Origin of the sequence: Pseudofrankia coriaricola, from assembly GCF_032027725.1 — a bacterium.
Lineage (GTDB): Bacteria > Actinomycetota > Actinomycetes > Frankiales > Frankiaceae > Pseudofrankia.
In genome coordinates, this window is sequence record NZ_JASNFO010000108.1 from 25,047 (window position 1) to 46,439 (window position 21,393).

The 21,393-nt window shown below is 73.7% G+C and carries 12 protein-coding genes; all 12 read right to left on the minus strand.

The window, feature by feature from the left end:
• Positions 1 to 62: 62 nt before the first annotated feature.
• Positions 63 to 2,084: an acetate--CoA ligase gene (gene acs, locus QOZ89_RS40715; RefSeq protein WP_312629482.1), complete on the minus strand. Its 2,022-nt coding sequence runs from the start codon at positions 2,082 to 2,084 to the stop codon at positions 63 to 65.
• Positions 2,085 to 2,268: 184 nt separating this feature from the next.
• Complete coding sequence (locus tag QOZ89_RS40720; protein ID WP_312629484.1) at positions 2,269 to 3,117, minus strand: sucrose-6-phosphate hydrolase; 849 nt, start codon at positions 3,115 to 3,117, stop codon at positions 2,269 to 2,271.
• Positions 3,114 to 4,259, minus strand: a complete 1,146-nt coding sequence (locus QOZ89_RS40725) for a cysteine protease StiP family protein (protein ID WP_071050204.1) — start codon at positions 4,257 to 4,259, stop codon at positions 3,114 to 3,116. Before QOZ89_RS40725 ends, QOZ89_RS40720 begins: the two co-directional genes overlap by 4 nt.
• An 80-nt stretch (positions 4,260 to 4,339) precedes the next feature.
• Positions 4,340 to 5,857, minus strand: coding sequence for a phosphoribosyltransferase family protein (locus QOZ89_RS40730; RefSeq protein ID WP_083418996.1), 1,518 nt, complete (start codon positions 5,855 to 5,857; stop codon positions 4,340 to 4,342).
• Between the two features lie 131 nt (positions 5,858 to 5,988).
• Positions 5,989 to 7,182 carry an HpcH/HpaI aldolase/citrate lyase family protein gene (locus QOZ89_RS40735; RefSeq protein WP_071050187.1) on the minus strand — a complete coding sequence of 398 codons (1,194 nt, stop codon included), beginning with the start codon at positions 7,180 to 7,182 and terminating at the stop codon, positions 5,989 to 5,991.
• 362 nt (positions 7,183 to 7,544) lie between these two features.
• Positions 7,545 to 8,984, minus strand: a complete 1,440-nt coding sequence (locus tag QOZ89_RS40740; RefSeq protein ID WP_312629488.1) for a glycoside hydrolase family 26 protein — start codon at positions 8,982 to 8,984, stop codon at positions 7,545 to 7,547.
• A gap of 539 nt (positions 8,985 to 9,523) precedes the next feature.
• Positions 9,524 to 14,035: a zinc ribbon domain-containing protein gene (locus QOZ89_RS40745; protein ID WP_312629490.1), complete on the minus strand. Its 4,512-nt coding sequence runs from the start codon at positions 14,033 to 14,035 to the stop codon at positions 9,524 to 9,526.
• Positions 14,036 to 14,941: 906 nt separating this feature from the next.
• The gene (locus QOZ89_RS40750) at positions 14,942 to 16,633 is read right to left on the minus strand and encodes an Hsp70 family protein (protein ID WP_071050184.1); all 1,692 of its coding nucleotides are present in this window, start codon (positions 16,631 to 16,633) and stop codon (positions 14,942 to 14,944) included.
• A gap of 283 nt (positions 16,634 to 16,916) precedes the next feature.
• Positions 16,917 to 17,666 (minus strand): hypothetical protein, encoded by a 750-nt coding sequence (locus QOZ89_RS40755; protein WP_241841901.1) that lies wholly within the window; start codon positions 17,664 to 17,666, stop codon positions 16,917 to 16,919.
• A 167-nt stretch (positions 17,667 to 17,833) separates the two neighbouring features.
• Entirely contained in the window at positions 17,834 to 18,505 is a 672-nt protein-coding gene (locus QOZ89_RS40760; protein ID WP_071050182.1) for a TerD family protein, read from the minus strand.
• A 285-nt stretch (positions 18,506 to 18,790) separates the two neighbouring features.
• On the minus strand, positions 18,791 to 19,942 hold the full coding sequence (locus tag QOZ89_RS40765; RefSeq protein WP_312629494.1) for a DUF475 domain-containing protein: 1,152 nt from the start codon (positions 19,940 to 19,942) through the stop codon (positions 18,791 to 18,793).
• Positions 19,943 to 20,383: 441 nt separating this feature from the next.
• Entirely contained in the window at positions 20,384 to 20,959 is a 576-nt protein-coding gene (locus QOZ89_RS40770; protein WP_071050181.1) for a TerD family protein, read from the minus strand.
• Positions 20,960 to 21,393: the final 434 nt, after the last annotated feature.

Here is a 21,393-nt window from a genome sequence, read left to right on the forward strand (position 1 = left end):
AACGCCTGGCGGCCAGGAGCCGGGGTCGAGACGCGGGAGCATCTCGACCCCGGCTCCCGGTCTTACTTGTCCTCTGAGTCGCCCTCGGCGACCTTCGTCGCGAGGGCCGCCATCACGGCGGGGTCACGCAGCGTCGTCACGTCGCCGAGAGCACGCCCCTCCGCGACGTCCCGCAGCAGCCGGCGCATGATCTTGCCGGACCGGGTCTTGGGCAGGTCGTCGGCCCAGATGATCCGCTTCGGCCGGGCCAGCTTGCCGATCCGCGCGGCGACGTGGTCACGCAGCTCGGCGACCATGGCGTCGTCGCCGACCCGGCCGCCGGCGAGCGTCACGAACGCGACGATCGCCTGGCCCGTCTGCTCATCGGCCTGGGCGACGACCGCGGACTCCGCGACCGCCTCGTGCGCGACGATCGCCGACTCGACCTCGGCGGTGGACAGACGGTGCCCGGAGACGTTGATGACGTCGTCGATCCGGCCGATGATCCAGAAGTAGCCGTCGGCATCGAGGCGGGCGGCGTCCCCGACCAGGTAGGTCGCCGGGCCGAACCGGGAGAAGTACGTCTCGACGAACCGGTCGTCGTCCTTGTACAGAGTGCGCAGCATCGACGGCCACGGCTGGGTGATCACAAGGACGCCGACGCCCTCGCTGAGCGGCTGGCCCTGCTCGGTCAGCAGCGCCGGGCTGTAACCGGGGAGCGGCTTCGTCGCCGAGCCGGGCTTCGTCGGCGTGACGCCGGGGACCGGGGAGATCATGATGGCGCCGGTCTCGGTCTGCCACCACGTGTCGACGACCGGGCAGCGCCCACCGCCGATCACCTTGTGGTACCAGAGCCATGCCTTCGGGTTGATCGGCTCGCCGACGCTCCCGAGCAGGCGCAGCGAGCTCAGGTCGTGCCGGTCCGGGTACTCGGCGCCCCACTTCATGCAGGAGCGAATCGCGGTCGGCGCCGTGTAGAAGACGGTGACCTTGTACTCGTCGATCAGCTTCCACCAGGCGTCGAAGTCCGGGTAGTCCGGGGCGCCCTCGTACATCACGCTGGTCGCGCCGTTCGACAGCGGGCCGTAGACGATGTAGGAGTGCCCGGTGATCCAGCCGACGTCGGCGGAGCACCAGTAGATGTCGGACGCCGGGTCGATGTCGAAGACCGTGCGGTAGGTGTAGGTCGCGCCGAGCAGGTAGCCGGCCGTCGTGTGCAGGATGCCCTTCGGCTTCGCCGTGGAGCCCGAGCTGTAGAGGATGAACAGCGGCGCCTCCGCCGACATCGGCTCCGGCGGGCATACCGGGTCCGCCGCGGCGACGAGCTCCTCGTACCAGACGTCCCGGCCGGGCGTCATCGGCGCGCGCTCGCCACCGAGGCCGGCGGCGCCGACCGCCTCCACCACGATGATGTGCTCGAGGCCCTTCAGGTCGCCCATCTCCGTGTCGACGGCGGCCTTCACCGGCGCGGTGCGGCCCTTGCGGCGCGCGCCGTCGACGGTGATGAGCACCTTCGCGTCGGAGACCTCCATCCGCTCCCTCACGGCGGACGGGGCGAATCCCCCGAAGACGACGTTGTGCACGGCGCCGATCCGCGCGCAGGCGAGCATCGCCGCGGCGACCTGCGGGATCATCGGCAGGAAGATGCCGACGACGTCGCCCTTGCCGACGCCGAGCGAGCGCAGCCCGTTCGCGAGCCGCTGCGTCTCGTCGAGCAGGTCGGCGTAGGTGACGGCGCGCCGCTCGCCCTCCTCGCCGGCCCAGTAGAACGCGACCCGGTCACCCCGGCCGGCGGCGACATGCCTGTCCAGGCAGTTCGCGGAGAGGTTGAGCTCCCCGTCCTCGAACCACTTGTAGAACGGCGGGTTCGCATCGTTGAGAACGGTGGTGAACGGCCGGTCCCAGTTCAGCAGCTCGCGGGCCTTGTCGGCCCAGAAGGCGACCGGGTCGGCCGCGGCGGCGGCCACGTCGGCCTCGACCGGGTGGCGGCGGGTGAACCCGGCGGGCGGGCCGAAGCTCTCCACCGCGAGCAGCCGCGCAAGCTCCGCCTCGAGCGTTCCGGCCGGGGCCGCCTGGCTGGTGTCGGTCTCGTCGGTGGTGCTCACGCGTCCTCCTACGTCGTCGAGGGAGTCTGGCCGCCCGTTCCGGCCCGGTCCGTCTCTACCACGACGGCGAACGTCGCGTCGATCGCCATTGCGCCGGGCGGCGCGGGCCAAGCGGCCAACGGCACAGGTCCGCCCGACGAGCGACCAGCACGGTGCCGGGCGGTACAGGCCGCGCGGCAAGCGGTCACGGCTGGGTCACGGGCAGAGCGGGGAGCCTGTCGACAAGGCCGTTGAGGTGGGCGAGGAGCTCCTCGCCGGCGAGGAGGCCGGGGGCCGCCGTGACGTGCAGGTTGGGGGCGGCCCAGGCGCGGTCGTGGAGCTCGCCGTGGGCGGGGCGGACGGCGGCGTCGGCCGCGAGCAGCATCGGGGCGTCGAGCAGCGAGTCGCCGGCGGCGGCGACCCGGTCGGCGCCGGCGCGGCGGGCCACCTCCGCGAGCGCGGCCTGCTTGGTGAGCGCGGCCGGGACGAGGTAGACCTTGCGGCCCTGCACGGAGACGGTCCAGCCGGCGGCCTCGACCTCGGCGGTCACCTCGGCGAGGTCCGGGATGCCGTCACGGTCGTAGGCGACCAGGTAGACGAACACGTCGTCGGCGACCCGGGTCAGCCGGCACCAGCCGCCGGTGGCGAGCCGCGCGGCGACGTCGAGCATGGCGGCGAGCGGCGCCCCGGCGCGCAGCCGCTCGGCGACGGTGGCGGCCCAGGCCGGGTCGGGCTCGCCGTCGACGAGCAGATGGCCGCCGTTCGCCGCGACGGCGTAGGCCGGCGCGACCCCGAGGTCGACACGGCGGTACTGGCCGAGCGTGCGGGTCGTCACCGGCACCAGCACGGCGCGGCCGGCGAGCTCGGCGACGCTGGCGAACGCCGTCTCGGTCATGAACGCCGCCGGCTCGCCGTCGAGGTGCTCGACGGTGACCAGCGGCGGCTCGGCGGCGCCCTCGGGCAGCCGGAACGAGCGCCGCGAGAAGATCAGCGTCTGGTCGAGGTCGCACGCGACCAGCCACCGCGCGCCCGGCGCGGCCTCCGGGAGCGTCACTGCCCGGCTTCGGTGACCGGGCGGTACCGGGACTGCGCCGTGTGGAACTCCGGGGCCTCCCCGTCGGCGCGCACCGGGCGGACGAGGCCGACGCACGAGAACGGCAGGCCGGGCATCTCCTCGACCGGCACGCCGCGCGCCTCGGCCAGGGCGAGCACGTGCGCGAGCTCGCCGGCCGCGCCCGGGGCGATCAGCACCCGCCACGGCACCCGGCGCAGCAGCACCCGGGTCGCCTCGCCGACGCCCGGCTTCACCATCGCCACGTCGGGGATGTCGTACCGCTCGGCGATCCGCTCGACGGCGGCCCAGCCCTCCCAGGTCGGGGTCCGGTCGCCGGCCCACAGCCGGGGCCAGGTCTCGGCCACCTCGTCGGCGACGTCGGCGAACCGGGCGACGACCGTCTCGACGAAGTGGCGGGACAGGTCGTGCGGCTCCAGGTCGCGGTAGTACTTCGCGCCGTGGAAGTCGCCCGGGCCGATGTGCTCGGCGTTCAGCACCGTCCGGCTGACGAGCCCGCTGACCGTGGAGTTCAGGCAGGCGCTCGGGATGAGGAAGTCGTCGCGGGTGCCGTACAGCGGCACGCACCGGGCGGGGTCCGCGAGCACCGCCAGGGTGTCGTCGAGACCGAGCGGGACGACCGTCTCGGTGAGCACCCGGGTCATCACGCCCTTGCCCGTCCAGCCGTCGACGAACTGCAGCGCGGCCGGGTCGTGGCGGGCGGTGAGGTGGCGGACCGCGTTGAGGTCGACACCCCTGTCCTTGATCACCGAGATCGCGTAGTGCGGCACGTCGAGGCCGTAGCGGAAGGCGTACCAGCGGCGCATCAGGATGCCGACTGGCGTGCCGGCCCGCGCGATCGACACCAGCACCGGCGCGGGCTTGGCGACGCGCACCAGCTCGGAGACGACGCCCGCGGCCAGCGCCACTCTGGTCGCCGAGCGCTCCAGGGCCTGGTGGTACAGCTCCAGGTAGCCGTCGTCCGGCTGGTACTCGACCGGCAGGTCCTCGGAGTAGTGCCGGCCGCGCTGCATGTCCTCCTCGCGGTCCTCGGTGGACCGCTCGAGGGCGACGGCGGAGAGGTCCTTGAGCAGGAACGTGACGTCCGCCGGGTCGTAGGAGCCGGAGCCGATCGTGCCAGGCAGGCCCGCGCCGGGCGGCGCGTCCGGTGGGACCGGGCCGGACGCGGGCCGGCCGGCGGCCGGTGTCGCCGCGGTGGTCGCGGTCACCGGGCGCCCGCCGGGACGAACGACGGCAACGTGACGACGGTGACCGGCGCGCAGTGGCGCAGCACCTCCACCAGGCCCGCGGGCCATGCCGCCGTCGACGCCCTCCGCGGCTGGCCATGGGCCAGCCTGCCAGCCGCTTCGGGCCACGCCGCCTTCGATGCCCTCCGCGGCCGGCCATGGGCCAGCCTGCCAGCCGCTTCGGGCGGCGGGCCGTCGCCGGCGGCCGGCGCCGTGGCGTCCGTGCCGTCGTCGACGACCACAACGATGTCGTCGTAGCGGCCTGGCGCGACGTTGTAGACCTGGCTGACACGGCCGGGGTCGTCCGGCGCCGGGAACTCCAGCGCGCACCGGATCGCGTAGCCGGGCACGTCGAGCGGGTGCACCGGCGACCGGGTGGTCGACTGGTAGCGCACGTCGCCGCCGGTTGCCCGGCCGAGCGCCGCGGCAAGCCGCATCGGGGTGTACATGAGCTCCTCCGTCCCCAGCACGAGCGTCCGCCCGCCCGGCTCGACCAGCCGGTCCGCGATGGCGGCGGCCACGTTCCCCACCGTCTCGTCGAGCAGCCCGCGGTGGCGCGGCGCCCAGCCGTGCCGCCCCCCATCGGGCAGCTCGGCCGGCCACGGCGGGCGCAGCCACGTCACCGACCTCGGCGGGCCCAGCCCGGTCATCGCCGAGCCGTCGGGTGCGCCACCCACGCCGTCGTTCGCGCGGGCGGCGCCGCCCGCCGCCGCGCCGTGGCGTTCGCGCAGCGCCCGGGCACGGTCGGCCACGTCGGGCGGCACCGCGACGGTCGCGGACACCAGCGAGACGACGTCGACGGGCACGCCCAGCTCGGCCGCCACCTCGTCGAAGCGCGCCCGCGAGGCCGCCGGCCGCGCGTCCAGCAGCGTCGCCACCGTGTAGGCGGGGCGCGGGGCGAGCGCGTGCAGCGCCCGGATCGTGCCGAGCGCCGTGTTGCCGGTGGACAGCTCGTCGTCGACGAGCAGCAGCGGGCGGGGGTCGGTCAGCAGCCGCGGATCGGCGGGCAGCAGCCAGTGGTGCACGGCGTGTGAGTGCGTCTCGGCGAGCTCCAGCTCGGAGCGCATCCCGGCGACCGCGCGGCGGGTGGTGTGCAGGTAGTCGGCGTCGGCGAAGCCGTCGGCCACCGCGTGCCCGAGGGCGGTCGCCGTCTCGCAGTAGCCGAGGACGAACGGCGCGCCGCCGGCGCGGCCGACAGCGGAGACGTCGCGCGCCCTGGCGGCGAGCGCGGCGGCCGCGCCGAGCGCGACCTCGGGCCGGACCGGCAGGTGCTTGCCAAGCACCCGGCTGACCAGCAGGTGGGCACGGCGCGGGTTGCGCCGCAGCGCCAGGCCCACAATGCCGCCCAGCCCGGCGCCGGTGACGTCCTCGGTCACCTCGGCCGCGAGTCCCAGTGCCACCCACAGCCAGCCGTCGTCGTCCCCGCCGTCCCCGGCCGGCGGCCACGGGCTCGCGGGAGACCGGTCCGCCCGGCCGGCGAGCGGGGAGCTGTCCAACACTGGTCCACCATCCGCGAATCGGCCGGCCGTGGAACCGCCTGGGGCCGAGATGCCCACCACAGCGCGGCCGGCACCCGCGGCCGCGGGTGCCGAGCCGCCAGTCGCCGAGCCGCCGGGTGCCGGCGGTTTCAAGCGGCCACCACCTGGCTGGCCGCGAGCACGTCGACGAAGGTGTGGCCCTCGCGGAGCACCCCGAAGGCGGCGGCGCGCCTGGTCACGGTCTGCGCCCAGATCCGGTGCGGGCGCAGCTCGTTCATCTTGTTCGCGTAGCGGCTGGGCTGGACGCCACCCGACTCGCCGGCGAGCACCGTCTGCGCGTCCTCGTACTCCTCGTGGGTCACGACGTAGAGGGCATGGACGGCGGCGACGTGGCTGGGATGGATGACGGTCTTGCCGATCAGGCCGTTCGCCTTGTCCAGCACGACTTCCTTGATCAACCGGTCGAGGTCGGCGGAGACGAGGTCCTGGCGCAGCGCGGGGCCCTGGACGTCCGGGTTCGCGAGATCCGCCGTGGCGAACGGGGTGACCCGCAGCGTGCTGAGGAACAGTCGCTCGGGCTGAGCGAAGTACTCCCAGACCGGCCCGGTGACGACGTGGTCACCGCCGCGGGCGCAGACGTTGACGATGTCGGCGATGCAGTCCCGCACCACGGCGATGTCGTAGATGGTCAGATCGCGGTCGCGGCGCAGCCCGTAGAGCCCGGACAGGTCGGTGGCGCCCAGCCGCACCGCCAGCACATGGTCGGCGTGCTTGTCGACGAGACGGCGCACCCCGCGCAGCGTGTCCAGCCGAGTCTCCCGGTAGATGACCTCCGGGCTTTCCAGCACGGGCATGGCCCACAGGGGGCGGCCGATCGTGTCGCTGGCCCGCAGCACCGCCTCGAGCGCCGGCTCGCCGCTGTCCTCGACGAACTTCGGCAGCACGAAGCCGGTGAGCACGTCCGCCGCCGCGGCCGAGAGCCCGGCGATGAGGGCGGGGATCTGCTCGGCCGCGCGCACCCGCACGAACAGCATGCCGGAGTCGTCGCCGACGCGTGGCGGCTCGTCGCCCAGCTGGTTGAGGGCGCGCACCACGTTCGCCTGCGCCGCCGCCACCTCGTGGTCGGCGACCGCGTCCTCGAGGCACAGCACCATCGACGCGACGCCGGCGGCCGACTGACGGCGCACGTCGTCCGCGAGCCGCGGCCGGGTCCCCGGCGCGTACAGCGTCGCGCCGAGTGCCGTCGCGACCATCCGCCGGTCGTCGTCGCGGGTGATCTCGACCGGCGGCAGGTGGAACAACGCGTCACTGGCCGCCGAGTCGAGGAAGGCGAAGTGTCGCACCGCAGCGGCTCCTTCTAGCTCGACGGGCCTCGCCCCTGGGCGCGCGGCTCGGCGAATTCCCGCCGGGGTGCGCTCACGCGCCGCCGGACCTGCGAGAACGTCCGACGCGTCGGACCGTACCCTCCAGAAGGGGCGGGACGCTGGGAAACGTCCCACTGACGCCTTTCCGACATTTGTCCGTAATGCCGCCGTTCCATACCAAGCCGGTTCAACCGGTTACGGATCCGATCAGCATCCACCCGGTCGCCATCCGCCACAACGCGACGATCATCGGATGGCTACTTTCCGCGACGGCGCGGCCTCGCCATTGCCCTGTGAGCCGGCCCGCCGCGGGCGGGCCGGCTCACAGGGTGGCACGACGGTTAGACCCCGCCGTCCCAGAGCTTCTTGTACTCGGCGGCCGAGTTGGGGTTCACCCCGCCATTCAAGATCGTGGAACAGACGTTGTTCGGCATCGGGTCGTCGTAGTACGACTCGTAGCCCATGACGTCCTTGTTGGCGACGAACGTCTCCCACATCTTCCGGATGTAGAGCGGGTTGTCGCCACCAGGGTCACCGGAGCAGGACGTGACGCCCCACTCACCGACGGAGAGCTTCTTGCCGTGCTCCCGGGCCATCTTGGCGGCGTAGCAGAGGCCGTTCGGGTCGTTGCACTGCCGGTCGAAGGTGGCCTCGTCGGGTGACGGCGGGAACATGTCGTACGGGTCGATCCCGATGTAGTCGACGTACTCGTCACCCGGGTAGGCGGGCCAGGGCGAGCCACCGTCGGGGACCGGCGAGTTGTGGGCGTTGAAGGTCCAGTCGATCTTTATGTCCGGGTCGGTGGACCGGATCGCGGTCGCGACGTTCTGGAAGCACTTCACCCAGTTGGTGGGGTCGGCGTCGACGTGCCAGTACATGAACCAGCCGTTGAACTCCCAGCCGATCCGCACGATCGTGTCGGCGCGGTTGTGGTTCACCAGGAAGGTGCCGAACCGCTTCCACTGGTCGTTGTACGCGCCGTTCGCGCAGTCGGCGTTGTTGCCGACCCCTTCCGGGTACAGCGGCTGGCTGATTACCAGCTTGCCGGGGAAGCTGGCGAAGTCCTCCACCGGCCAGGTCGGCTCGACGATCGGGTCCCAGCCCTGCTCGCGGACCGTGAACACGTGGGCAAGGTCGACCTGCCGGCCCCGCCACGTGCCGAAGTCCAGGTAGGGCTGCATCTCGTTCGCCGGATGGACGCCGGACATCCACGGAAGCCCGGAGTTCTTGCCGGCGGTGTCCAGCTTGCTCGTCGTCTCAGGCGCGCCCGCGGGCACGGTCGGCGTGATCGTCGGCGCCGGCGCCGGGCCACCCACGACCAGCTCGCCGGAGGCCTTCCGCTCGCCCTGGGTGGCGGTCACCGACACCTTCCCGGCGAAGCTGGCCGGCAGCTGGAAGCCGAGCAGGAAACGACCCTCGCCGCCTGCCTTCATGGAGGCCGAGCCGCCGAGCTGCTCGGTGGCCGCCTCGATCTTCACGTCCTGGCCGGGGAGGAAGCCGCGGCCGCCGACGAGCACGATGTCGCTGTCGAACAGCACGATCGCCAGGGCCGGCACGGCGGCCACCCCGCTGGTCTGCCCGCTCTGGTCGAGTGGTGGCGTGGTGGCCGGCGGTGTGGTGGCCGGCGGTGTGGTGGCCGCTGAGGCGGCCGTCACGCCGGGCACCGTGAGTGTCAGCAGCGCGACGGCGAAGACGCTCGCCAGCGCGGCGAACTGACGCCGGCGGGAGTGGCGCCGACGGGAACGGCGCCAGGTGTGTCCGCCCGCCGCTACGGCGGGCATGGAATGGACGGCTCGCTGAACCGGACGGCTCGCCGGAGGGGACAGGCGACCGTTGTCTGCCAAGGCCATGCGAACGCGCTGCCTTTCGGTCGTGGCGGGCGAGGCGGCGACCGCGTGGCGCCGGCTCGTCCTTCCGCCGTGGGTGTGGAGCACCCGGAGGTGTCGGCGCACGTCACGAGCGGCGGCGCGTGGCCCCGTCCCCTCCGGAGCGGCCGTAACGGCCCTCCCAAACGGCGCCCGCCACCGTGGCCCTGGACGACGTGCCGAATACCGGCGCACCCTCGGATACACGGCAATACTTGATCACAAGCATGGTAATCGCCGTGCCGGCACCCGCGGCAGCGCCCATGGGAAAACACTTCCGGACATTTCGGGACGGCTGTCCGCATGTGCGCCGCGATTCCGGCAAAAGGGCGTCAACCGCCCCCGCAAACCAACCAAAAAGCTACGGAAGATCTACGTCAGGTCAACCATCTGGGCCACGTCAGTGCCCCGCCCTCGGCCCCTGGCCGCGCGTCACCCTCGCGCCCCAGTCCCATCTAGCGAACCACGAGTGCGTCATCCGACGGGTGCTCGACCGTGACCGGCTCGTCCGCGCCGTCGGCCACGGGCAGCACCCTGATCCCCCAGGGCAGCAGGGCGCCGTCGAGACGGACCTCCATGGTCCGGGTGACGCGCTGCGCGGACGGCGCGAGCCGGGCGAGCGCCTGCCCCTCGGCGAGCTCCGCCGGCGGCAGTGTCCCGGGACGGGCGACGAGCACCAGCTCGGGCACGGTGCCCCCGCTGCGGACCCGGACCCGCAGGACGCGCCGCCGCCAGCCGGCGCGCGCCACCGAGTAGGCCACCCAGGGCTCCCCCGAGCCGCCCTCCGGCGGCTCGTCGGCCAGGTCGTCGTCCGCGTCCTCGTCGGACGCCGCGGTCACTCCGGCACCGTCGTCGAACCTGCCGCCGGGACTGCCCGCCGGCGGCGGGACGGTGGCGTGGCCGGTGAACTCGTCCGGTGGCGAGAGGGTCAGCTGGTCCTGGTACCCGACGTGCTCCGGCGTCCCGGCGCCGTCATCGAACTGGCCGCCCGGACCGGCCGGGGCGAACAGGCCGCCCTGCATCGCCGGCAACGTCCAGCCAGGCCGCGGGCCCGCCGCCGGGCCGTTCGCGGGCGCGGGCCAGGCGGGCGCGCCGAGCGCCGGAAGGTGCCCATCCCAGCCAGCCGTGCCACCCGTCGGAGTGGCGGGGATCCACGGCGGCAGCGCGGCCAGTCCCGCTGGGCCCTGAGGCGGGGCCGGCGGGCTCGCCCAACCCGCCGGGCCTGGCCACGCGGCCGCCTCGGACACGGGCGACGGCGGCGCTGGCTGGTGCGACGGCGCGGGCTGGTGCGACGGCGCGGGCTGGTGCGACGGCGCGGGCGGAGTGGACGGCATGGGCGCGGGGGGCGGCTCCTGGCCGGGCTGGGCCGGCGCCCCTGGCCTGGGCATGACAGGCAGTCCAGAGCCCGACGTCGGCGGGTTCACCATCGGCGGCAACGGCCCGGCGGGTGCGGCCTGGCCCCGCGGGCCCGGCGGCACCCCCGGCCCGGCCACCGGGGCGGGGGGCGAGGGGAGAAGCGGCACCGAGGCCTGCCCCTGGCCCAAGGGCGGCATGGGCGGCACCGCTCCGGGCGGTGGGGCTCCTGGCATCCCCGCCGATGGCATCCCGGCAGGCGACGGTACGGGCGGAACGGCCGCCGGGGGCGGCACATGCGGCATCACGGCGGGTGGCGGCACCGGCGGCGCCGCGCCCGGAGAGGACACGGGCGGCCCCGCGGGCGCGGGCGCCCTGCCCAGACCGACCGGCATCCCGGCGGTGCCCGGCCCGGCGGCCGGCGCCGGGCCGGGCAGCGGCACGGCACCAGGTGGCTGCGCGTGACCGCGCGCCGGTGCCATGGGCATCGCCGACGTCGCCGACGGGAGGAGCAGCGCGGCGCTGGCGGGAGACGGCACCGGCATGGCCCCGGTGGGGACAGGCAACGCGCCGGTCGGCGGGCCGGGCGGCAGTGGCGTGAGATAGGACGCCTCCGGCCCGGCCGGAGCTCCCGGCAGGGCCATCGGCCCGGTGCCGCTTCCGGCGGCCGGAAGCGGCACGGCGGGCGCCCGGGCGAGCAGCTCGGCGCCGGCCGACGCGGCGCGCGGCTGGCCGTTCACCCGGAACACCGGGAAGCAGGACACGTAGTACGGCCAGCCATCGCGCGGCGCGGCGAGCCGCCAGCCACCACCGCGCAGGGCGAGACCCGCGATGGTCACCGTCGCGGCCGAGGCCACGGGATCGTCCGGGCCGGTCGGCATCCGGTCACGCCGCCAGAGCACCCTGGCCTCGGTCAGCCCAGCCGCGAGACGGAAGAACAGCACCAGCTCGTCACCCCGGTCCTCGACGCGCAGCTCCGTGACCCCGCCGGGGGCCACGTGCTGGACCGGCCGGCCGACGACACCCCTGCCGCCGAGAACGCTGACCGGGGTGTAGATCACCGGGCCGACCGCGGCCGAGTCCAGCAGCCGGCCGCGCCGGCTCGCGCCGACGAGGCGGGCCGGCCCCGTGGCGGCGCCCAGCGGCAGGTCGGTGTTCTCTGGTCCGAACGGCCCAGCCGGGGCGGATGGCTGCGTCGGGTACCGGCCCGCTGCCGGCGCCGCCGTGTCCGGCAACACGCCCGACGTGGCGTAGATCCGCACGTCCGAACCGGGAAGCGCCGTCCAGCGCAGCATGGTCTCGCCACCCGCGAACGCGACGGACAGGTCGAGGACCGGCCGCGGCCGCAGCGCCACCGCGACCGAGGTCTCCACGCCCGGCGTGCGGGCGGGCGAGCCGTCGCCCTCGACATACTCCACCGAGAGCCGGTAACGGTAGGTGACACCCGGTTGCACGTCCGGATCGGTCAGCACCCCGCCGCTGACCCGGGTATGCCGGACCGAACGGTCCACGTCCCGAGGCTCCCCGTCGCCCACCGCGAGCCCCCCGGTGGGCGGGCCGGCGCTCCCGTCGTCGAGCGCCTCCATCGGTTCGAGCACCTCGACCGCCTCGACCGCCCGCTCGACGGTCACCAGCTGGACCGGGCCCTCCAGGCGCCAGGTCAGCCGGACACCGTCCGCGGTCTGCTGGGCCCGGAGCCCCTCGACGTCCCGGCTGAGGACCAGCGACTCGGTCCGCGCGACCGGCGAGTGGCGGCTGCCGGAGACCGCCGTCACCTCGTAATACACCGGCGTCCACGCGGGCGCGCCGGCATCGGTCAGCTCCATGGCCGTGGTGGTACCGAGGGCGAAGCGGGCCGGCGGGGCGCCGAGCGTCCCGGCGACCACCCGGTCCACCCGGAACGACAACGGCGTCGCGGTGTCGGCGGCCCGCCAGCGCAGCAGCACCGCCCCGGCGGCACCCGAGGAGGCGCCCCCGGCCGGCATCGCGGCCAGGTCGACCACCGGCGCGAGCGGGAGAGCGGCCAGCGCCGCGAGGGCCTCCGGGCTGTCCGAGGCGCTGGCCAGCACGGCGACGAGCGCGGCCTCCCGCGCCGCCGGCGGCAACGCGAGCGCCGCGTCCACCCGCCGCCGGATCATCGCCTGGGCCATGGTCAGCTCTTCGAGAACCTCGGCGGCGCCTCGGCCGTCCGGGCCGGGCACGTCGGCCGCCTGCGCGACCAGCCAGCGCGCCCGCTCCAGCGCGGCCTCGGCCCGGCCCGCGCCACGGTCGTCCGCGAGCGCCCGCCACCCCGCGTCGGCGGCGGCGAGGGCGGCCGCCACGCGCGCGGCGAGCTCGTCACCGGCGGCGATGGCGGGGGCGCCCACGGCGGCGAGCGCCGGCCGCGCCCGGCCGATCAGCTCGACCGCCTCGGCCGGCCTGCCGTCGTCGAGCGCGCGGCGGATCGCGGTGAGCGCCTCCGTCGCGTCCCTGGACTGGCGGACGCTCTGCCCGCACTGCCGGCAGACGGCGGCCGCCGCCTCGGTCAGCCGCCCGCAGGTGGGGCAGACGATGTAGAGATCGGTGTCGCAGTACCGGCAGACCCGGACCTCGCCGACCGGTTCCGGGCGCCCGCAGCCAGGGCAGACGACGAAGTCGACCGTCGCGCCGGTGCTCACCGGGACGCCCAGGTCGCGGGCCAGGCCCAGCACGACCGATCTGACCTGGGCCGCCGACAGGCCACGGCCGGCGCCCAGCGTCCGGCGCATCAGGCCTTCGAAGGCGACCGCGGTGATCTCGCCGTCCAGGAGGACGTGCTCCTCCACCGCGGCACGCAGCTCGTCGGCCGCGTCGGCGAGCAGGCCGGCGGTGTAGGCGGCCGGGTCGCCCTCCAGCAGGCGGGTGCGGACCAGCGCGAGCAGGTCCGCGGTCACCGTCTTCTCCCGGTCGTGCGGCCGGCGGGCGTTCACCGCCGCGACCGCCTCGTACGCGGCCACGAGCCGGGCCGGCGGCCCGTCGGGCCCCACTCCGAGGAAGGCCCACAGCGAGGCGGTCGAGGCTTGGTCGCCGCGGCGCAGGGCCCGCAGCTCGTCGAGCCGCTCCCGGATCTGGCCGCGCGCGTCGGCCGGCAGCGGCGCGACGCCCACCCCGGCCGCGTCGTCGATGAGCCGTTCCCTGGCTAGCCGTGTGTCGAAGCGCTCGCCGACCACCCCGGCCTGGGCGGCGAGGCGGCGCAGGCCCTCGACCCGGGAGATCGGGATGCCGCCGAACCGCTCGCGCACGGTGGCCAGGTAGCCGTCGACCTTGGCGAGCCGCTCGGTGTCGCCGTCCCGGCGAGCCTCGACGACCCGCTGGCGGGTCCGCTCCCGCGCCTCGGCGTCACGCAGCGGCGCCTCCCACTCCGCCCGGCGGCGGACGAGCTCCGCGGCGAGCGTCGCGTACTTCGCCGAGCTGCGCTCCCGCTGCAGGAACGCGAGCACCCGAGCGAGCCTCGCCTGCACCTCGGCGTCGGTGTCCCCGCCCTCGGGATCCAGATCGGCGACGAAGAACGGGTCGTCGAGCCGCAGCGGAGAGCGCGCGCGCAGCACCGCCAGCACCCGCTGGCGGTATCCGCTGCCATCAAACGCCGCGCTCACGCCTCACCTCATGTAACGCCGTGCCGAGCGAGCGGGCGCCAGCCGCCCCGTACATCCGCCACCGTCAGAGCCGAACGGGCAGCCGCCCGGATACCGAGCCTCGCGATCGCGCCGCCACCGTCAACCGGGCGACGTCACTCGACGGCAACAGACCGGCGCCCCCGGCGGCCGGATCCATACGCCACCCAGGTTACGGACCGCCCTGAGGCGCCGATACAACGGGTTTCCAGGCGTCGGGGCCGAAGTCGGACCGGGTTGGGCGGGAAGGTTGACATGGTTCGCTCCGTGCGGGCACGGCCCTCCGGCAGCCCGCTCGCCTGGCGGCTCGCGGGCTACCTCCGGGCCGTGTCCTCCTCCGCTCACGGGCGCTCCGGCGACCTCGCTGCGGCCCGGCCCCGTTCGCTTCGCTCCGGGGCCGGGCCTCCGCGAGGTGCGCCTTCGCGCCAGCTCGGTTGCGTGCCGCTGTACGTCGCCAACCCGAAGCCACAGCGCTCGTCTGGGTACGTCGCTTCGCTCGTGCGGTCTTCGCGTCTCCACGAGCGAAGCGACGTGGCCTACGGATGGGCCTGCCGCGGATAGGTGACGTTCAGCGGCGGGTGACCGTGCTGGGCGCGGAGGCGCACCTCCGCGGAGGCCCGGCCCACGAGCGAAGCGACGTGGACCCCGCGCACGCGTCTTGTGGTCTCGTGACGTACAGCGGCAAGCAACCGCGCTGGGCGCGGAGGCGCACCTCGCGGAGGCCCTCCTACGAGCGAAGCGACGTAGGCGGGCCGCAGCGAGGTCGCCGGAGCGCCCGTGAGCGGAGGAGGACGGCGCGCGGAGGTCCCTTGGGAGCGAAGCGAGTAAGGGGCCGGAGCGCGCCGTCCGGACGGAGCGAACCAGAAATACAGCGAACCAGCAATACAGCTACTCGCGGCGCTCGACGAGTTTGCCGACCTTCTCGGCCTCGGCGGTGCGCAGTGCCTCGCTGCCCACGCCGGCGGTGACCCGCAGCACCAGCGGCTCCGGGGTACCCGGATGGGTGGCGCGCACCTCGATCGTCTGGTCGCGGCCCATCACGAAGCTCACCTCGACGGGCGTGCCCCTGGGATGGCCGGACGGGATGCCGCGCAGCGCGTCGGCGACGATGACCTTGTTGTCCTCGATGACGGGCGACGCGACCGCGGTGCCCTGCTCGAAGACACGGATGTCGACCTCGGTCTGGTCGTCGGTGACGGTGTAGAAGGTCCTGGTCACCGAGATCGGCAACGGGTCGTTCTGGTGGGCGAGGAAGGCCGCCACCGGCCGGCCCCGGTCCTCGGCGAAGATCCCGAAGCCGCGCGACGTGACGTTGGTGACGGTGGTGCGCACCAGGCCGGCGACCGCCGCGGCCGGGAGGCCCACCTCCCCCGCCCGCTCGGCCGCCGCCGCGGCGATGTCGGCGTCCGAGGCCGCGGTGAGATCGTCGTCGGCCCCGATCCGCCCCGCCTTGACCAGGTCGTCGTGGACGGCGCGCTCCAGGGCCTTCTTCTGGCCGTAGACCGCGGCGCCCTTGGCAACGGCGAGATCCGGGTCGACCAGCTTGCAGACCAGGCCGAACTCCTCCGCGAGCCGCCGGGCGACCGCCGGCGACTTGCTCATGCCGCCCACGAGCAGGCAGGTGTCGATCTTCTCGACACCCTTCTCCCTGGCCCGGTCCAGCACCGAGCGGGTGAGCTCGATGGTGCGGTCGAGCAGCGGCTTGGTGAGCTCCTCGAAGGCCGTCCTGGTCACCTGCACGCTGGTGCGCCGGCCGCCGTGCACCACGAGGACGTCGACGCTCTCCCGGCCCGACAGCGCGAGCTTCGTGTCCTCCGCGGACGTGAGCAGCTCCTGCTCGTCGTAGACGTCGTCGAGCGGGTCGCCGGCGTCGGGCTGCGCCTCGACGAACCGGCGGGCGAGGTGGCGGACCAGCTCCAGGTCCCAGTCGGCGCCGCCGAGCTCGTGGTCGCCGTCCGTGGCGACGACCGTGATGCCGCCTTCGCGCAGCCGGATCACCGTCGTGTCGAAGGTGCCGCCGCCGAGGTCGTAGACGAGGACGGTCGACTCCGCCTTGCCATCCTGGGCGAACCCGTACGCGAACGCGGCGGCCGTGGGCTCGTTGATGATGTCGACGACGTTGAGCCCGGCGAGCTCGCCCGCGAGCTTGGTCGCCTTGCGCTCCTCGTCGCCGAAGTAGGCGGGCACGGTGATGACGACGTCGGTCACCGGACCGCCGGTGGCCCGCTCGGCGTCCGAGACCAGCGCCTTGAGGACGAGGCTGGAGACGGCGGCCGCCGTGTACTCGACGCCGTGCGCGACGAACCGCCAGTCGGACGTGCCCATGTGCCGCTTGACCAGGCTCGCCACGTCGTCCGGCCGGATGCGCAGCTGCCGTTTGGCCTGGGTGCCGACGACGAACGAGACCTGACTGTCGGCACCCTCGTCGAACAGCACCACCGACGGAGTGGTCGGCTGCGACTCGATGTTGCGGATCACGTCAGGCCGGCCGTACTCGTCCAGCCGCGCGATACACGAGTACGTCGTGCCCAGGTCGATCCCGAAGACCTTGGCGCCCCGGGCGCCGTCGCCCTCCGCCACGCCGCCACCGTCCCTTCCGACGCGCCCTGCCCGTCACGCGCCTGACTACATGTCTCTATGTGTTGTACCTACCGCAACCATCCCCCTCGCCACCGCCCCCATCCAGCCCGCTGCGCCGAGTCCTCCCCCCGTTTTCACATGGACCTTGCATCCACGCCTACCCGGGCGCCGTGCGGTCACCGGTAGCAGTGGCCAGGGGTCCCCGCCGATCTGACACACCGACCCCCGACCAGCGCCGGACCATCGGAAAAGGAGCGACCCGGCAGATCGGTGGGGGAGGCTCTTACCGGTGGCGGTAGACCTCGGCCTCGGCGGGGCGCAGCACGGTCGAGGTGCCACGCACGAAGCCGGGCCGGACGCCGCGGGCGACCGTGCGGTCGCGCGCGGGCTCATCGGTCCCGATGCCGCGCAGCGCGAGGTGGCGCGTCGGATCGAACTGGCTGCCTGGCACGGCGATGTAGGGCCGCACGTCGGCGGCGATATCGAGTACCTGCAGAAGCTGCTTGCGCAGGATCCCGGCGACGCTCTGCGGATCGTCCGCGCCGAGGCTGGACATCTGGTCGTGCAGCCTGATCAGGCCGCGCAGCAGAGGCGCCATCGCCTCCGTCAGCTCGCCCTGGCGCAGCCGGGTGTTCTCCTCGTGCAGCCGGTCGACCATCTCGACGTCGTGCCGGCGGAGCCGCGCGAGCTCGTCCACCCGGCGGGCGAGTGTGGCCAGCTGCTCGACCAGGTCACCGGCGGCCCCGCCCGGCGGCGTCGGCGGGCCCACAGCGAGCCCGGCCGGCATTCCGCCGGCCACGCGCTCGCCGCCCGGGGGCGTGAGGGGCCGCTGGGCCGGCGCGCCCCAGTCCGGGCCACCGTTCGTTGGTTCGTCGACCGGGTCGTAGCTGTCGTAAGGGCCACCGTCGAAGGACGGCCGGCCGTCGAGCGCCCCACCGGGCCTGCCCGACATACCTCGCGGGTTCGAGATCGGGGAGATGTCGACGGCGTTCGCGGCCGAGGGCTTGCCGCGCGCCCCGTCGGACACCGACATGATCGGCAGCGTCGTCGGGGCACCGCCGGGGCCCCCCATTCCGGGGAGCCCCGCCGCGTCGCCGTCGTCCGGGCCAGCGCCCTGGCCCTGTCCGGACGGCCCGAGAGGGTCCGGCCCGGGAAACCAGCGGCCGGACCGCTCTCGGCGGCGACGGGAGTGCGGCTCGGTCACTTGCGGCCCGGAGTCCAGTTCAGACCCCAGTTGTACGCCTTGTCGAGATCACGGTGACCGCCGACGTAGCGGACCTCCCGGCTGACCGTGAAGTCGCCGGCGCCGTTGTTCGTGAGCAGTGCGATCGCGCACATCCGGGAGCCGCCGGCCTTCTCGTCGAGGCGAACCTCGATCGGCGCGCCCTGCGCCGGGGTCAGCGTCACGACCGCGTCGGCCTGGTCGAAGGACGCGACGCCCTCGTAGATGAACGCGAAGATCAGGATTCGGCGGATGTGGGCCGCCTGCGCGAGGTTGACGTAGAGATTCTCACCGCCGACCGCCGCCCCCGTCCGGTCGTCGGCATCCAGGTTGACGAACGGCGGGGCGTCGAAGGACCCGAAGCTGTTGCCCAGGGCCTGGACCACGCCGGACTGTCCGTTGGACAGCTCGAACATGGCGGCGAGGTCGAGGTCGATCCCGCCATTCGCGCCGAGCACGCGCTTGAGGAAGCCGCCCTTCTGGGGGGCGGCGCCCGTGTTCCAGTTGAGGTTGACGTGCAGCCGCCCGCCGCCGCCCTGCTTGGAGAGCGACACGGAGGGGGCGGACTTAGTGAGGGTGACCTTGCTCAGGGACACGCCGGGCGCCGCGCCAGGCGTGTCACTCGGACGCTTCGAGTAGTCGATTGCCATGTCCGCTCCTTTGCGGTGTCGTCCGCGGCGGCCCGTCGGATCGGGGAGACCGGGGGCGTCCCCGGGGCAGACCTCCCGGCCGTCACCGGCCCGACGACCCCGCCAACCATTCTGCACGGCGGTAGAAGTGGTGGAGTATCGCCGTCACGGCCCTGCCCCGGGAGGGGCTTCCACCCGGCCGGCCGCCCGGCCCGTGAACAGGCACGGGACGGGCGGCCGATGTGAAGGCCGCGTTTTGCCTGACCGTTGCCCGTCTTCTCCCGCGGCCGCGCGGTCAGCACGCGGTCAGGACTTGGCGCCGACTGGTTCCGGCACCTCCTGCTCGCCAGCCTCGTCGCCCTCGTCACGGTTCGCGTCGCGGTGTCGCATCGACGACAGCAGGGCGAGACCGATGAAGGCGACGCCGATCAGCCCGGTGACGATCTCGGGAACCTCGGTCTCGATCGACACGGCGAGAATGATGGCGAGCGCGCCGATCGCGTAGTGAGCACCGTGCTCCAGGAACACGTACTCCGACAGCGTTCCCCGCCGCACCAGGTAGACCGTGAGCGACCGGATGTACATCGCGCCGATGCCCAGGCCGGCGGCGATGACGAAGATGTCCTGCGAGATGGCGAACGCGCCGACGACGCCGTCGAACGAGAACGACGCGTCGAGGACCTCGAGGTAGAGGAAGAGGAAGAACGCGGCCTTCCCCGTCGCCTGGACCACGCCGCCGCGCTTGGCGCCGGTGGCCGCGACGGCGCCCGGCTCCGCCTCGGCGTCGCCGTCCTCCTCGTCGGCGCCGATCCCCTGTGCCTCGAAGAACTCGCCGAGACCGCGCACGCCCAGATAGGTCGCGAGGCCCGCGAGCCCGGCGACGAGGACCTGCTCGGTGTGGCCGTCGGAGAACGCCTCGCCGACCACGAGCAGCGCGACCAGCCCGAGCACCACGGGAATGACGTCGAGCTGGCCGGCCTTGCGCAGCGGCTCCTCGATCCAGCGCAGCCACTGGACCTCACGCTCGGGGTCGAACATGAAGTCCAGGAAGATCATGAAGAGGAAAATGCCGCCGAAGGCCGCGATCGCCGGGTGGGCGTTGTGCAGATGGCCGGCGTAGGTGAACCCGTCGCTCACCTTGTCCGAGTTGACCGCCAGGTCGATGACCTGTACCGGGCCAAGGTGCGCGGTAAGCGCGACAACAACGATCGGGAAGATCAACCGCATCCCGAAGACGGCGATGAGCACACCCACGGTGAGGAACAGCCGCTGCCAGACCGGGCTCATCCGACCCAGGATGGTCGCGTTGATCACCGCGTTGTCGAACGACAGGCTGATCTCCAGGACCGCCAGGATCGTCACGATCGCGGCGGCGTGCCAGCCGCCTAGCACGCCGGCGCCCGCGATGACCACGGCGGTTATCGCGAAGGACCAACCAAAGATCCGCAAGATGTGCACCAGTACCAGCACCTCCGCGGACCGGTCGAGGGATGTGACCGGCGGGCGCCCTGGCACTACGGCTCCGGTCCGCCGGAGTCCGCCGCACCGCCGTCATCGGCGCCGCCGTCTGTCGCGCCGGCCCGAGCACCCGGCCGTCCACCCGCGCCTGGCGGCGCCGTGTGGCTCCGGTGATCTGGGCCACCGGACGAACGACCTTCGACACGCTCGTGGTACTTGCGCGGCTCTCGGCATCGTAGCCAGCACCACCACGGACAAAAGTGACAAGCGGGCGACACGATGCCAACAATCACCGTCCCGACCTGAACGGCCACCCTCCGCCGGCCGCCTCGCACCGGGCGTCACCCGTCGGACCGATGGTTCCGCCGGGTCGGCGAACACGACCCGGCAGAACCCGCTGCCCGGCGGCCGGGCGCTGCGCGCCCGGGCCGCGGGAGCGCCTCAGACGTTGACGCCGTAGTCCTGCGCGATGCCGCGCAGGCCGGTCGCGTAGCCCTGGCCGACCGCGCGGAACTTCCAGTCGCTGCCGTGCCGGTAGACCTCACCGAAGATCATGGCGGTCTCGGTCGACGCGTCCTCGGACAGGTCGTACCGAGCGATCTCGGCGCCACCGAGGTCGTTGACGATCCGGATGAAGGCGTTGCGCACCTGGCCGAAGCTCTGCTGACGCGCCTCGGCATCGTAGATCGACACCGGGAACACGATCTTGTCGATCTCCGACGGCAGGCTGCCGAGGTTTATCTTCACCTGCTCGTCGTCACCCTCACCCTCACCGGTGAGGTTGTCGCCCTGGTGCTCGATCGCGCCGTCCGGGCTGCGCAGGTTGTTGAAGAAGATGAAGTACTGGTCGGAGAGCACCCGGCCGTCGGCGCGGCAGGCGATCGCGCTCGCGTCCAGGTCGAAGTCGCTCCCGGTCGTCGTCCGAGCGTCCCAGCCGAGGCCGACGATCATGCTCGTGAGACCGGGCGCCTCCTTCGACAACGAGACGTTGCCACCCTTGCTGAGGCTGACTCCCACTGTGTTCCTCCCGCTGTCCGTGCGGACGGGGCTTCGGCGCCCCGAGCACCCTCGCCCCGGCTCGCTGCCAATGTGATCGGCAGCCTATGCCCATAGGTGGGCAGACCGGACGCTCGCCCGCCTGGGCGGCATCCGCCGGGACTTCTACGAGCCATACGAATGATGGCGGGCCGGAAGTTCCCAACGCGGGCGGCGCGCCGTGTTTATGGTTCGCTCCGTCCGGGCGGCGCGCTCCGGCCCCGTACTCGCTTCGCTCCCACGGGACCTCCGCGCGCCGTCCTCCTCCGCTCACGGGCGCTACGGCGACCTCCGCTGCGGCCCGACCACGTCGCTTCGCTCGTGGCCGGGCCTCCGCGGAGGCACGCCTCCGCGCCAGCTCAGTGACGACACGCCGTACGTCGCCAACCCGAAGCCACCGTCTCGGGGGGCCACTT

Bases quoted from the DNA above. Each gene is read 5' to 3' on its own strand.
- QOZ89_RS40740 (WP_312629488.1), bottom strand. From the start codon at position 8,984: ATGCCCGCCGTAGCGGCGGGCGGACACACCTGGCGCCGTTCCCGTCGG.
- QOZ89_RS40755 (WP_241841901.1), bottom strand. From the start codon at position 17,666: ATGTCGGTGTCCGACGGGGCGCGCGGCAAGCCCTCGGCCGCGAACGCC.
- QOZ89_RS40760 (WP_071050182.1), bottom strand. From the start codon at position 18,505: ATGGCAATCGACTACTCGAAGCGTCCGAGTGACACGCCTGGCGCGGCG.